This window comes from Bradyrhizobium sp. USDA 3650 (genome assembly GCF_054057395.1).
The window spans coordinates 6,759,068-6,772,055 of sequence record NZ_JBSRZG010000001.1 but is presented as its reverse complement, the minus strand read 5'-3'; the positions used below and the strand labels follow the sequence as shown (position 1 = coordinate 6,772,055).

Annotated in this window: 14 protein-coding genes; 10 read left to right on the top strand and 4 right to left on the bottom strand. The window is 59.8% G+C overall.

The window, feature by feature from the left end; all coding sequences use genetic code 11:
• The first annotated feature begins 171 nt into the window (after positions 1-171).
• Together ACVIN2_RS31785 and ACVIN2_RS31780 are read left to right on the top strand one after the other, a co-directional pair.
• Positions 172-360 carry a hypothetical protein gene (locus tag ACVIN2_RS31785; RefSeq protein ID WP_247289126.1) on the top strand — a complete coding sequence of 63 codons (189 nt, stop codon included), beginning with the start codon at positions 172-174 and terminating at the stop codon, positions 358-360.
• Positions 344-622 carry a DUF7662 domain-containing protein gene (locus tag ACVIN2_RS31780; protein WP_456768591.1) on the top strand — a complete coding sequence of 93 codons (279 nt, stop codon included), beginning with the start codon at positions 344-346 and terminating at the stop codon, positions 620-622. Before ACVIN2_RS31785 ends, ACVIN2_RS31780 begins: the two co-directional genes overlap by 17 nt.
• A gap of 549 nt (positions 623-1,171) precedes the next feature.
• On the opposite strand, the gene ACVIN2_RS31775 is transcribed toward ACVIN2_RS31780, so the two are convergent.
• The 4 genes from ACVIN2_RS31775 to ACVIN2_RS31760 all read right to left on the bottom strand — a co-directional run bounded on the left by ACVIN2_RS31775 (position 1,172) and on the right by ACVIN2_RS31760 (position 3,459).
• The gene (locus ACVIN2_RS31775; RefSeq protein WP_456768590.1) at positions 1,172-1,675 is read right to left on the bottom strand and encodes a hypothetical protein; all 504 of its coding nucleotides are present in this window, start codon (positions 1,673-1,675) and stop codon (positions 1,172-1,174) included.
• Between the two features lie 108 nt (positions 1,676-1,783).
• Positions 1,784-2,011 carry a hypothetical protein gene (locus ACVIN2_RS31770; protein ID WP_129276101.1) on the bottom strand — a complete coding sequence of 76 codons (228 nt, stop codon included), beginning with the start codon at positions 2,009-2,011 and terminating at the stop codon, positions 1,784-1,786.
• A 254-nt stretch (positions 2,012-2,265) separates the two neighbouring features.
• Entirely contained in the window at positions 2,266-2,778 is a 513-nt protein-coding gene (locus ACVIN2_RS31765; RefSeq protein WP_354208852.1) for a hypothetical protein, read from the bottom strand.
• 90 nt (positions 2,779-2,868) lie between these two features.
• Complete coding sequence (locus ACVIN2_RS31760; protein WP_354208853.1) at positions 2,869-3,459, bottom strand: SGNH/GDSL hydrolase family protein; 591 nt, start codon at positions 3,457-3,459, stop codon at positions 2,869-2,871.
• Positions 3,460-4,778: 1,319 nt separating this feature from the next.
• On the opposite strand from ACVIN2_RS31760, the gene ACVIN2_RS31755 reads away from it, so the two are divergent.
• The 8 genes from ACVIN2_RS31755 (at position 4,779) to ACVIN2_RS31720 (ending at position 12,947) form a co-directional block, all read left to right on the top strand.
• A complete protein-coding gene (locus tag ACVIN2_RS31755) occupies positions 4,779-6,236 on the top strand; it encodes an amidohydrolase family protein (RefSeq protein ID WP_247430592.1) in 1,458 nt (485 codons plus the stop codon).
• 174 nt (positions 6,237-6,410) lie between these two features.
• Entirely contained in the window at positions 6,411-7,553 is a 1,143-nt protein-coding gene (locus ACVIN2_RS31750) for an ABC transporter substrate-binding protein (protein ID WP_129276105.1), read from the top strand.
• Positions 7,554-7,574: 21 nt separating this feature from the next.
• Positions 7,575-8,435: a branched-chain amino acid ABC transporter permease gene (locus tag ACVIN2_RS31745; protein WP_354208855.1), complete on the top strand. Its 861-nt coding sequence runs from the start codon at positions 7,575-7,577 to the stop codon at positions 8,433-8,435.
• Positions 8,432-9,418: a branched-chain amino acid ABC transporter permease gene (locus ACVIN2_RS31740; RefSeq protein WP_247430581.1), complete on the top strand. Its 987-nt coding sequence runs from the start codon at positions 8,432-8,434 to the stop codon at positions 9,416-9,418. Before ACVIN2_RS31745 ends, ACVIN2_RS31740 begins: the two co-directional genes overlap by 4 nt.
• Positions 9,411-10,175 carry an ABC transporter ATP-binding protein gene (locus tag ACVIN2_RS31735; RefSeq protein ID WP_456768589.1) on the top strand — a complete coding sequence of 255 codons (765 nt, stop codon included), beginning with the start codon at positions 9,411-9,413 and terminating at the stop codon, positions 10,173-10,175. Before ACVIN2_RS31740 ends, ACVIN2_RS31735 begins: the two co-directional genes overlap by 8 nt.
• Positions 10,156-10,860 (top strand): ABC transporter ATP-binding protein, encoded by a 705-nt coding sequence (locus tag ACVIN2_RS31730; protein ID WP_354208941.1) that lies wholly within the window; start codon positions 10,156-10,158, stop codon positions 10,858-10,860. Before ACVIN2_RS31735 ends, ACVIN2_RS31730 begins: the two co-directional genes overlap by 20 nt.
• A gap of 5 nt (positions 10,861-10,865) precedes the next feature.
• Positions 10,866-12,317 (top strand): amidohydrolase family protein, encoded by a 1,452-nt coding sequence (locus ACVIN2_RS31725; protein WP_456768588.1) that lies wholly within the window; start codon positions 10,866-10,868, stop codon positions 12,315-12,317.
• Positions 12,318-12,947: an NAD(P)H-dependent oxidoreductase gene (locus tag ACVIN2_RS31720; protein WP_354208857.1), complete on the top strand. Its 630-nt coding sequence runs from the start codon at positions 12,318-12,320 to the stop codon at positions 12,945-12,947.
• Positions 12,948-12,988: the final 41 nt, after the last annotated feature.

Here is a 12,988-nt window from a genome sequence, read left to right as displayed (position 1 = left end):
CGATGGAGCACACGGCTTGCTGTTAAGGGCTGCGGCAGAAAGGCTTGTGCGAGCAGCTGCGCAGCTTCAGCATTCCGAGCGGAGACAACTAGCCGAAGCACGGCAGCACCACCTAAACACTTGCACTCGCCCTTCGGTTGCGGTTGGATCGTCTTTTTAGGATTTGATCCAATGGCAATTCAATTGCTTGTGGCGAAGGTTCTCAGGGACGAGCTATCTTTAAGGGGCATGCAATCATTAAGCGTTGAAGATTCCGAGGCGATTGCTGCTCGCATCTTCGAGCGGATCACTGAGCTCGAGCTGGAACTTGCCGCCCGGGGGTTCAACATCCCCGCGAGCGGCGATGATAGACCAACGTGACGAGCCGAGCGTCATGTCCGTTTACGATCCGCTATTGAGGGAGCTGGTGCGCACAAGGGCGCAAACTATTCGGCTCACGTTCTCGGAAATCGAGGGAATTCTTGGGAGGCCGTTACCGCCGTCAGCTTACAAGTTCAGTGCCTGGTGGGGAAATGAGAGTTCGCGCAAAGCTGGGCACACGCAGGCGATGGCGTGGCTGCAGGCAGGCTTCACGGCCAGAGTTTCACTGAAACAGCGGGCAGTGGAATTCCATCGAGCCTAAAGGCTTGTACGTCGCGCCACCTTAGTGTTGCGAGCTTTCCCGCGCGTCCCGGCAGCGTCAGTCCACGGAGAATCAATCCGAACGCGGCGGCCTGTTCTACCCTCTCCTCGCGGTCCTCGGCTCTTCGGCCCTTCTCCTCCAAGGCTGCGTCGATGAAAAGGAGGTCCAGAATTGCATTCTTTGAGACAAAATAGCTACCATTGGAACGCCCCAGTGCTTGGGTTATCGCTCAAGCCGAATAGCGGCCTACTGGGCAGACGACGAAGAGGTTCACCGTACTGCCGATTTCAAGTGCCAAATCGATCAGGGCAGCACTCCGAAATCAATAAGCCAATACACCTAGGTGGCACCGAACAGATCACGCAACACTCTTCAACACCAAGGTTGTGGTTGCAATGGACGAGACCGCTGTGGCGTCGCCGCATGAGCGTGGCTCGAATTTTAGCCCGGGGAAAGGCGTACGTCCGAGCTCCTCGCCTCTGCGGGGCGACGCCTGGGGCGCGTCCGCGGTGAATGGCGCTCGCCGAGGTCCTATAGTCGGCACCGTCATCAGTTCAGCTTGAAAAACGTCTGCCCTAGCCGCTCCTTGAGCGTTTCCAGTAACGACAGTCTTGTATCAGGCGCCGCAGCTTGCGCTCCCGTTGCGGGTGCGGGAATAATATTCAACGGTTTCGCTGTTCGGCGGTTAGAGGCTTTTTTCCCAGATTCGCCTTTTGCCGCATGCTTCGGCTTCAAGACCTCGCCGCCTGATTTCGGAGTGACCGGCTTCCCGGCGACGTCAAGTTCGGAGAATGCGCACTGCAGAGGCCGAGCAGATTGCACCAACGTCGTCGATGTAGAAGGACTGATGTTCGACGGAGCCACAAGCGTCGGCAAACTGGTATCGATTATTACCCGTTCAGGTGCCCGCTCAACTGAGCTGATCCTTATGGACGGTCGCTCTACGTCACTGTTCCCTGGGCCCAGCGCCTGCTGCGGCAGGCACCAGCCGATTCCGATCATCAACAGGACGAGAGCGCTGCCGACGAATCCGAAGTATTTCATCAAAGGCACAGGCCGCCTCCGTTTGGGGACGACCTTGCGGCCTCGTTTGTTAGCAAAAAGCTAAAGGTAGATTAAAACGGAAGACATGGTTACTACGCACGTTGCGATGCAAAGTGGCTATCTCGCGGGCGTCCGTGACTTCGATGCTGCGTCGTAGATCTCGATCTTCAGCATCGGATACTTGGCCAACAATTCAAGGGCCGCTTTAGTCGCGGCGTCCTGATCAAGAAATTCAGTCTTGAAGCGACCATCGACGAGCATCGCAAAGCCGGTGGCCGGCGCGAGGTCAGCACGCCGAACTTGGTTTGGTTGCGGACGTTCCAGGTGAAGGGTTGTTTTGTTCATTCCTTACTTATCCGGCTGGAGAACGCCCTTGCTGCTGAGGCTCTCGCAAATCGCCGAATTGAATGCTTGGGGTTTCCCAACCGGCGTAAGCACAGAACAAGAGAACAGAGATTCGAAATGCAATCGACATGCCGCCCGCCTTTTCTTGTTGGTGAGGACGGTACAAGCAACGTCTTACGGCCAGCTTAGGAGAAAGGGTTTGCGCAAGGTATACGCCTGATCAAAAGTGCGAGGCTGGTTTGCCGAAGCCCCCGTCACATTTCTGTCGGTGACCGCACCGATTCAGCATTCATGAATGAATTCGCTATCGTGACCAGGTGTACTGCGGCGGTGCCCAGCTGCTCCATTTCCTTGTCAGCAGTGTAGGCTGAAGCCGCTCGTCGATAGGCGATTGCAACGGTTGCGTATGCATCCGTGATCAGTACAGCTGAATGGTCGTGCGCATCCTTGGCTTTCCGATCACGTGCTTGGACGACTTTTGTTGCCGCCTGAGCGGTTAATTCAGCAAGCATCTCGTTACTTAAGCTCGGATCATCAATACCAGGCTGACATGCAGAAGCCGCGCCGGCGATGGCCTGATAGTATTGGCGCTTTTGCCACTCATTGGCCGTCAGGTAACTCTGCAGCAGGCGGCGAGCCCTCACTTCAAGCTGCTTTCGATCGCTTCGGATCTTTTGATGATCTGAGCTAAGCCAGCGGAGCATCGTCTGCCTATTCACTTCGGCGCCTAACGCAAAGATCAAGGGGCTATAGAGTTCCATCAGCACACTTGAGCTCGTTCGCCCAGCGCCCTCGGGAAATGTTGAAGTCGATTACAGCCTGCAGGTCTAGCGAATGAGAACGAATTCTACGATGAATCAAGCGAGGGGAAAGAGGGAGTTGAGCGCAGGTCGAAAGTAATTTGCCTCCATGTTGCTTTGTCCGCCCTGCGAAGGATGCGTGCCGTCAGGGTATAAAGCTTGGTTTGCGGCAGCGGAGTCAGGGCCCCAGGTCGGATCGGCAGCCCAATCGACAACAAAGTCGCACTTTCCTTCACTCGGAAAACGTCGCAGACCCCCATCGGCGGTGGCCCGATTAACATTGAAGAGACCTTCGTTACGAGGATTGTGAGTGCTGATTCCGAGCTGCACGATTTTGCGTGAGGATTTAATTGCATCCTGGAAAGTGGCCAAGTACCCTGCAAATGCAGCAAGCCACGCTGAAGCGTCAGTCGAACGAAGATCGTTTTGTCCGGCCTGAACGAACAGGATGTTCGGGACATCTTTGAATGCGGCGATCACTGACGGTTGTCGGCCGAGCATATCTGCAAGAAGAGCACCATCCGTCGCAAAGCATTGCTGACTAGTCTCATGGACAGCGTTTGGTAGGTAGAGGGTGTGGTACGATATCGTCCTAGCCCCGCCATTATCGACACTGGAGCTTGAACCTTCGACGATGAGGTGACGCATTAGAGGCATTCACGTCGTCTCCCAGTTGCAGATCATCAGCGCAGCTGTACCAAGAGCATTTCGTCCCTACCTAGCTGCTCGGCGGAAGTGCATGGCGCCCCGCGCTGGTTGCAGAATCCGATCATGCTCCCCCAAGTAATCTGATTCAGCGCCTTGTTGTCCTGGTGCGACTTCCATTTGGAACGGGATCGAGCTGGGGCGTTTGTTCCTTGCAGCATAGGAGTTCAGAATGAGATCTTCCAGATTTCTCTTGGTAGCGGCGCTAGTTTTGACCAGCGCCTCGGCTTTGGCGCAAGCTGGCGGAGGTGGTTCAGGTGGAGCTTCGGGAGGAGGAACAGGCTCAGGCAGCGCAGCGGCCGGCTCGATGTCGAGCAGTGGCACAGCGAACGGTACGGGTGGTTCGCCCGGACCTAACACGAGCAACGCTCTCAACCATCAAACCACGGGAAATCGGCTGGGCGATCCGGCTAGGAATGAGAACAATGGCTCTTCAACCCCCGCCAGCGGCTACGTCAACGATCCTACGATGAACAAGGCTGTGCAGGATTTGGGTAATACGAATACTGGTATTGTAGCGCCTACGCGCTAGGCCTCCGCCACCGGCGGGCGCCCCACATGAGCGCCCTGGTTGGAATTAGAACGGCTACCGCACGCCACGACGTGAAGACTATGCGGCGCGGCCCGAACGGGTTTAGCCAGACGGGCCCTTGGACTGATAAGCTTTTGCATAGAACCTTATCGGTTGGAGAACTGAGTCCCATTTGCGACCAAAGTTTATAAGTCGAGGCAAAAACGATGTAAGGCGCAGCACCTGAGCCGTAAAGCGCTGAAGGTTCGGTGGGTTCGGATCGAGGGTGGTCTTGTCAACCCGGCTGATATAGCTACCCTTCTTCGAACGGGGCGCAGGCAATCTACCGCCTTAGGCACGGTCTTTCTCGCGGCCTCATGACGGCACCGAACGCGAGGCCGTCCGCGCAAGGTTGAGGCTAATCGCTGCCCAAAGCGCAGCATTGTGCCAGAGGAGATCAGGCCTGCAATTTCACTCCGGGAACGGGCTGTTGAACGCGTTCGTTCGGCAGCGCCGACTTGCCTTTGAGGCTGCTCGGCGATCTGAAGGGCTTAGAGAGGATGACCTCGGAAACGCGCCTGATCCGCCTCTATAGTGGTCCTTACGCTTCGCATCTCTTCTGACGCTCGGTATTACGCTTCTCTGCCCAGAAATCCCGCAGCTATTGCCTAGCGGGGGTGCTGGTCAAGCCGAATGAATTCAGCTAACGTGCATGCCAGATCTTGTTCTCTGCATACATCGAGCTTCGCCCATGACCGCGCTGGACCTGTCGTTCCAGTATCTCTATGCGGCGCCCGGCCGGGACGCCCCGCTAGCCGGCGGAGCAATAAGTCTTTCCGGGGACCGGATCGCTGAGGTGAAACCCGCTGTCAGCAGCCGCGGCGGGCTCCTCGCGATGCCCGCGCTGGCGGATGCCCACGACCATGCGCGAGGGTTTCATCACATCGGCTTCGGCGCGAAGGACCAAAAGTTCGAATTGTGGCGCGCTGCGCTGTATGCCCAGCCGCCGATCGATCCTTATCTCAACGCTGCCCTTGCTTTCGGACGTCTGGCCCAGTCTGGCGTCGGATCTGTGATGCACGTCTATTCTTCCATCCGGGTCGACCGGCTGATCGATGATGCGCGGGCGATCGCCCGCGCCGCACGCGACGTGGGGATTCGCCTCGGTTTCGTCGTGCCGCTGCGGGACGTTCAAACTCTCGGCTATGGCCCGGACCAGGAGCTGCTCGCGCTGCATGATCCGCGCGACCAGGCGTTCGTAAAGGAGACCTGGCTATATCCCTTTCCCTCGCCCGAACGCTACATGGAGCTCGTGCGCGAGGTGGCCCGCGCCATCGAGGGGCCAACCGTAACAGTCCAGCTCGGGCCCAACAGCCCCCAGGCCTGCAGCGATGGGCTACTCGAGGCGATCGGCGACGCGTCTGCGCGCGAGAACCGTCGCGTGACCACGCATCTGCTCGAGACATCCATTCAGCGCAAATGGGCCGATGCGAGCTATCCCGGAAAGTTCATCCGACGCCTGTGCGACATGGATGTGATCAGCGAACGCTTCACCGGTGCCCACGGCGTTTGGCTCAGGCCGGATGAAGTCGCGCTGATGGCCGAGCGGCGCGCCCAGATCGCCGTCAACCTGAGCTCGAATTACCGTTTACGCTCCGGTGTTGCGCCGGTTGACAGCTATATCAAAGCCGGCATGCCTTTCAGTTTCGGCGTGGATTCCTTTGGTTTCGACGATGACGACGATGCCTTGCGCGAGCTGCGTATCGGCCACTGGGTCTTCTCACCCCTTGACACCGACGCGCCTCTAACCCAGGAGCTGTTGTTTCGCGGGTGGCATCAGAACGGCTTCCTCGCAGTGAATGGCCGCAACGATTACGGCAGGCTCACGCCCGGGGCGCCCGCCGACATTCTCGTGCTCGATTACGAGGCGCTCAGCTACGATCTGATCGAGAACATGATCGACCCGCTCGAAGTCGTTCTCACGCGAGCCAGCTCCCGCCACGTCAAATCGCTTTATGTCGCCGGGCGCGAGATCGTGCGCGATGGCAAGGTTACGGGCGTGGATCTTCCCGCTATCGAGCGGGAAGTGATCGCGCAGACTAGACGGGGTGCGGAGCGGGCCCGCGCGCTAAAACCGGTTTTGGAGCGCTCCCAGGCGACTCTCGAAGAATTCTACAGGGCCGGCGGCCACACCCGCGCCGCCAGATGACACCGATCATGCTTCCCGATACATCTCAACCTGTGGCACGATCGCTGGCACACGTCTTGCCAGACCTGGCATGCAGGTCCTGCTTCTTCCTCGCGTTCCATCGTCGACACATCTTTTGTCTTGAACGGTTTGTGTGACGACCACCTTGATCCCTTAGCTGCTGGAGGCACTCTCATGTCGAAATTCGTTCTGCGGGCGCAAGCCCTCGCCGTCACGACGACGCTGCTACTCGCGGGCGGTGCCTGCCTTGCGGACACCATCAAGGTCGGCGCGGTCTATCCGCTGACGGGTCCCGTCGCCGAAGACGGCGCCACCGTGCTCAAGGGCGCCAAGCTCGCGGTCAAGCTGTTCAACGATGCCGGCGAATTTAAAGGCGACAAGATCGAACTGCTGGTCGAGGATGGCGCTTGCATTCCGGCACAGTCCGTTGCGGCCGCCGAAAAGCTGGTATCCTCGAGCAAGGTCGTGGCCCTCGCTGGTGCCTTCTGCAGTTCCTCCACCGGAGCGACGATGGACGTTGCCCTCCGCTACAAAGTGCCGATGGTTTCGGGCGTGTCTACCGCGCCAAACCTGACCGAGCGCGGCAATCCATACCTTTTCCGCATCCAGGCTACTTCACAGATGCTCGCTGATGCCTTCGCGCCAAAGATGATGGAACTCGCCGGCGGCAAGAAAATCGCGTTCCTGGTCGTCAACGACGATTGGGGACGCTCGATTGCACAATACTACAAGACATCGCTGGAGCGCAGTGGCGCGCAGCCGGTCTCCACGCAGATCTTCGATGCTAACGAAACGGACCTGTTCTCCTACATCACCAACATCAAACGCGCCGAACCCGATGCGATTATGATGGCCGCCAATACGCAGAACGCGGTAACCGTGACCGAGCAACTGCGGCAGATGAACATAAAGTCCCGGCTGTTCGCCGAAGGCTCCTTCACCGCCAAGTCCTATTATGACGTTGTCGGCAAGAAGGGCGACGGCATCAACGGCCTGATGCCCTATGTCTCGACCTATGACAGCCCCATGAGCAAGAAGTTCGTTGAGATGTACAAGGCAGCCTATGGCGAATTGCCGAACAACAATGCGGCGGCCGGTTTTGAGGAACTCACTATCATCACCAACGCGATCAAGACCTCGGGCAAGATCGACCCTCAGTCGATCCGCGACGCAATCGCAACCAGCACAACGCCCGGGCCCGCCGGCGATATCAAGTTCAATGAAAAGGGACAGGGCTACGGGTTTACAGTGTTTCTAACACGCAACGAGAACGCCGCTCCAATGATCGAGGGCACGGCACAGATCGCAAAACCCTGAGCCGGATGACGTCGACGGGCCATGGATCTCATTCCTCAATACATCTTCAACGGCCTGGTCGTCGGATCCAGCTATGCTTTGATCGCGGTCGGTCTGACCGCAATCTTCGGGCTGATGGAGATAGCTAACTTCGCTCACGGTCAGTTCTACATGCTGGGGGCGTTCTTCGCCTACACGCTGACGCGCCTGCTTGGCCTCGATTTCTGGACCGGTCTCGTCGGCAGCGTGATGGGCGTCATGATCGTCGGTGTCGTGCTGGAGCGAACCCTGTTCCGCATCTTGCGGGGGGCCTCTCTGTCCAGCAGCGTACTAGCGACTATTGCGCTCTCGATATTTCTCGAGAACCTCGCGCTTAACGTCTGGGGTCCCCGGCCCCAGAAGATCCCGACGCCGTTCGAAACCGGCAGCATCGAATTCGCCGGGGTCTTCACCACGCCGGAGCGACTCTTAATGCTCGCGGTAACGGTCGTGATCGTGATCCTGTTGCATGTTGGGCTGCGGCACACCCAGACCGGCAAGGCGATCCGCGCCACTTTCCAGCAGCGCGAGGCCGCGGCGCTGGTCGGAATCGACATCGACCGCCTCTATACGCTGACCTTCGCCATTGGCGCCGGCGTCGCGGGGCTCGCCGGTGTCCTGCTCGGCACGATCTTCGTGGTTCAGCCGGCGATGGGTGGTATAGCCACTCTGAAGGCCTTCATCGTCGTCACGCTAGGCGGCATCTCCAGCTTTGCCGGTGGTATTGCCGGGGGTCTCTTGCTGGGTCTGGCGGAGAGCTTCGGCGCGATCATCTCGCCCGCCTACAAGGACGCGGTCGGCTTCATTCTGGTAATGCTCGTCCTGCTCTACAAGCCGGACGGCCTGTTCGGGAAACGCTCATGAAGTCGCGTGTCAGCCTGCCGTCCTGGCTTGCACTCTCCGTGACTGCTCTCATCCTTCTTGTACTGCCACGGCTGATCGGCACGGACTATTACCTGCACATCGCCATCATTTCGCTAGTGTTCGTGATTCTTGCGACCAGCTTGGACATCCTCGTTGGCTACAGCGGACTCTTATCGCTCTGCCACACCGCATTCTTCGCGTTCGGCGCCTATGCGGCGGCGCTCCTGTTTCTGCACTTCCAAATGTCGCTCTGGTTGACGATGTTCGCGGGCGGCGTCTTTGCGGCGTCGATCGCCTGGCTGCTCGGCCTGCTCGTGCTCAGCGTTCGCGGCCATCGCTTTATTATCACCACCGTAATCTTCGCCGAGATCGGTCGGCTGATAGCCTACAACTGGACTGACCTCACGCAGGGCCAGATCGGCCTGTCTGGAATTCGCCCCCCTGTTTTCGATCTACCTGGGTTGCCGCGCATCGATTTCAGCTCGCGCGAGGCCTACTACTATTTAGCCCTCGTGGTCACGACGACCTGCGTGACGATCATTTGGAGAATTACCCATTCCCCCATCGGCTGGCGCATGCTGGCCCTGCGCGAGAATGAAGCCCTCGCTGAGGCGAGCGGCGTGGACACGCGGCGCATCGCAACCACGGCCTTCGTCTCCAGCGCCTTTTTCGCCGGGCTAGCCGGGGCCGTCTATGCGCACTACACTGGTTTCGTCAGTCCCGACCTCTTCTACTTCACCTACACCACCACCATGCTGATAATGGTTTTCCTGGGTGGCAAGGGCACCATCATCGGGCCTGTCATTGGCGCTGTGCTCTTTACCATCCTGCCCGAGGCCTTGCGCGTCACTGCGAACTACCGCCTCATGACCTTCAGTGCCATCCTCCTCGTTCTCGTCGTGTTCGCGCCCGAAGGACTGATCGGCCTCTTTGCACGAATTCGGCGACGTTTCGCTGGGCAAGGGAGCGTCCAGGATGCTTGAGGCGATGGATGTCAGCGTCTCGTTCGGTGGCGTCCATGCGGTGCGTGCGGTCAGCTTTCGTGCGGAGGGACGGGACATTACAAGCGTCGTTGGCCCGAACGGCGCAGGCAAGACCACCTTGTTCAACGTCCTCACGGGATTCCAGAAGCCGAACATTGGCAATGTCGTCTTCGCCGATCGGAGCATCGTTGGGCTGAAGCCGAGCGGGATCGCCGCCCTCGGTCTCGTGCGTACGTTCCAGAAGACGGAGGTATTCAAGGGCCTCACTGTGGAGCGGGCGGTCGAGATCGGCACAACTTGTGGAAGGGACTTCCCGATGTGGCAGACGGTATGGCCTGGCGCCATCGGTCGCGCGCGCGAAACGGCCCGAAACGAAGCGAGGCGCATTCTGCAGAGGTGCGTCCTCGAAGATGTCGCCGGTGAGCCATGCGCCGCGCTGTCTTATGGCGAACAGCGCATTCTCGAAATCGCACTCGCCCTTGCGGCGCGACCGCGCCTGTTGATGCTCGACGAGCCGGCCTCCGGACTCAATCCGACCGAGGCCCGCCGGCTCGGAGATCTGATCACCAGTATCCGGGCGGACGGCGTCGGCGTAATCCTGATCGAGCACAACATGCAACTGGTAATGCGGATCTCGGACAGCATTATCGTCCTGCATCATGGTGAGAAGATCGCCGAGGGCACGCCTTCTGTCATTGCCCGTGACCAGCGCGTTGCTGATGCATATCTTGGTGGAAGTGGCTTTGCTGCAGCTTGAGAAAGTCGAAAGCGGCTATGGCCGCGCCCGCGCCCTCCATGGTGTCGATCTCACGGTCGCTGCCGGGGAGGCCGTGGCTCTGATCGGGGCCAATGGTGCCGGCAAGTCCACAATCCTGCGCGCAATTTCGGGCCTCAACAGGGTGCTCGCCGGGTCTATCCGCTTCGATGGCAAGGAAATCGGCAATGCGACGCCGCGGCAGATCGTGCGGCTCGGCGTAGCCCACTGCCCGGAGGAGCGAAAGATCTGGCCGAACCTCACGGTTCTGGAACATCTAGAGCTCGGTGCAACCATTCGCGGCGGTGCCGGCACCCAGGACATCGACGAGATGTACACACTGTTCCCGATTCTGAACGAGCGGCGGCATCAGCTCGCCGGCACACTTTCTGGCGGCCAGCAGCAGATGGTCGCTATCGCGCGGGCGCTGATGTCCCGCCCACGACTGCTCATGCTCGATGAGCCCTCTCTTGGTCTTGCGCCGAAGGTGACGGAGGAAGTGCTCACCACTATCCGGCGCGTCAACGGCACCGGCACCGCAATCCTTCTAGTCGAGCAGAACGCCAGCCTCGCGCTTGCAGCCACAAGTCGGGCCTACGTTATTGAGAACGGGCTGATGTCCCGCGAAGGATCGACCGCCGAACTCGCGAACGACCCGGCAATCCGCAGCGCTTATCTGGGGTTTTGATTCTCATGCGCCGCCTCATCGAGAACATCGACACACTACACACCTGCGACGATGAAGGCCGCGTGCTGCGCCGCGCGTGGATCGTCGTCGCGGGCAGCAGAATTGCAGCGCTGGGCGACGGCCCGCCCCCCGCCGGCGACTTCGATGAGCGAATCGATCTGTCCAGCTCGGTGGCAATGCCTGGACTGGTGAACGCCCACCATCATTTCTTCCAGACTCTGACGCGCGCCCTGCCGCGGGCTCAGCGCGGTCACCTGCTCGACTGGCTATCGGTACTCTACCCCGTCTGGGGCCTGATGCAGCCGGAAGATCTCGCTGCAGTGGCTTCAGCCAGCGCAGCTGAGCTGCTGCTCACCGGTGCGACCACCACCGTCGATCACTTCTATCTCGTTCCGCGCTGCGAGGACGCGTATCTAGAGACCGAAGTCGAGGCGCTGGGCCGCATGGGCATCCGACTCCATCTCGTGCGCGGCAGCATGACGACGATCGAAAGCGATCTGGAGGCACGCCTCAGCATTACGCTCGGCCCACGCGCCGGCGGTATTATCGATGACCCAGCACCGGTACTCGCCTCGATGCGCCGGGCAGTGGAACGCTGGCACGACGCATCGGCGGGTTCGATGCTGACCGTCGCGCTCGGCCCAACGACACCGACCTGGGGCGATCCGGATTTCATGCGAGCAGTAGCGCAGCTGAGCGACGAGCTCGCCGTCGGGATCCATATGCACGTGCATCCGCAGAGTACCGACCGGATGCTGTGCCGGGATCAGTTTGAAAAAGGTCCGGTCGAATGGCTTGATAGCCTCGGCATGCTGGGACCGCGAACCTGGTTCGCCCATGCCACGCGGATGAACGATAGCGAGATCGCCCTGCTGGGCGAGCGCGGCGTCGGTGTCGCCCATTGCCCGCGCATGATCATGCGCCTGGGCGCCCGTATTCCTTATATTCACCGCATGCGTGCGGCCGGCATGCCGGTCGGCATCGGTGTCGATGGCGCCGCCAGCAATGATAGCGGCTCAATGCTCAATGAACTGCGATTGGCCTTGCTGTTGCACCGTCTCGCCGATGGTGGCGGCGAGGTCGCGCCGGAGTTTTGGATGACGCCACAGGACGTGCTCGGAATGGCCACGCGCACCGGGGCCGCATTGATCGGCCGCAGCGACATGGGTGCGATCGCGCCCGGCATGCAGGCCGATATCACCGCCTTTGACATGCGCGGCGTCGGTTTCGCCGGCGCGCGCGCCGACCTTCTGTCCGGACTGCTTCTTGCCGGAGACAATACCATGAGTTCGCTCACCATGGTCGGAGGGACGCCGCTGGTGGTGGACGGCAAACTGCTTCGGCAGGACGAAGAGGCACTGCGAGCTGCTGCGGATCGCGCAGCCGAGAGGGTTATCGAACGCGCGGCCCGCCTCACCGGCATCGACTATCTCGCATTCACGGACGGCCGCACCTGATTGGGCCGCCCTTTCCTGGGTCATCAACACATGCGTGCACTCGTAGTCACGGCTCATCCTCTCGAAGAGAGCTTCAATTGCGCTCTACGCAGGACGATCGTCCAGACTCTCAATGACGCTGGACACGAAGTCGATGTGTGCGATCTCTACGCGGAGAACTTCCAGCCCATTCTCGATGCGGGCATGCGCAGCCGCTATTTCGATCCTGCGGTCAATCGTACCGGCGTCGAGCACTATGTCGAGCGCCTGTTCGCGGCCGAGGCGCTGATCCTTTGCTTTCCGGTGTGGTGCTTCGGGCCACCGGCCATCCTAAAAGGATTCATGGATCGGGTCCTGATCCCGGGCGTCTCCTTCGCGCTCGGGGATGACGGTCGCATGCATCCCAATCTACGTCACATCCGCCATCTCGTCGGCGTGACGACGTATGGCCGTTCGCGTCTCGACGCATGGTATATCGGCGATCCGCCGCGACGCATCATCACGCGCTATCTGCGCTGGTTCATGGCGAAGGATGTTCGCGTTCGTTACCTGCCGCTATACAACCTGCATCGTAGCGAGGCATTGCATGAGGCGCGGGATCACGCTCCGTTTCTGCAGCGGGTGAGCTCCGAGATGCGGAAACTCGGTTGAGGACATAACGTGAGCAGATCGACCGCGATAGATCGTCTCGG

Excerpts from the sequence above, each read along its gene's own strand:
- ACVIN2_RS31785 (WP_247289126.1), top strand. The coding sequence starts at position 172 with ATGGCAATTCAATTGCTTGTGGCGAAGGTTCTCAGGGACGAGCTATCT.
- ACVIN2_RS31780 (WP_456768591.1), top strand. The coding sequence starts at position 344 with ATGATAGACCAACGTGACGAGCCGAGCGTCATGTCCGTTTACGATCCG.
- ACVIN2_RS31770 (WP_129276101.1), bottom strand. The coding sequence starts at position 2,011 with ATGAACAAAACAACCCTTCACCTGGAACGTCCGCAACCAAACCAAGTT.
- ACVIN2_RS31760 (WP_354208853.1), bottom strand. The coding sequence starts at position 3,459 with ATGCGTCACCTCATCGTCGAAGGTTCAAGCTCCAGTGTCGATAATGGC.
- ACVIN2_RS31755 (WP_247430592.1), top strand. The coding sequence starts at position 4,779 with ATGACCGCGCTGGACCTGTCGTTCCAGTATCTCTATGCGGCGCCCGGC.
- ACVIN2_RS31750 (WP_129276105.1), top strand. The coding sequence starts at position 6,411 with ATGTCGAAATTCGTTCTGCGGGCGCAAGCCCTCGCCGTCACGACGACG.
- ACVIN2_RS31745 (WP_354208855.1), top strand. The coding sequence starts at position 7,575 with ATGGATCTCATTCCTCAATACATCTTCAACGGCCTGGTCGTCGGATCC.
- ACVIN2_RS31740 (WP_247430581.1), top strand. The coding sequence starts at position 8,432 with ATGAAGTCGCGTGTCAGCCTGCCGTCCTGGCTTGCACTCTCCGTGACT.
- ACVIN2_RS31735 (WP_456768589.1), top strand. The coding sequence starts at position 9,411 with ATGCTTGAGGCGATGGATGTCAGCGTCTCGTTCGGTGGCGTCCATGCG.
- ACVIN2_RS31725 (WP_456768588.1), top strand. The coding sequence starts at position 10,866 with ATGCGCCGCCTCATCGAGAACATCGACACACTACACACCTGCGACGAT.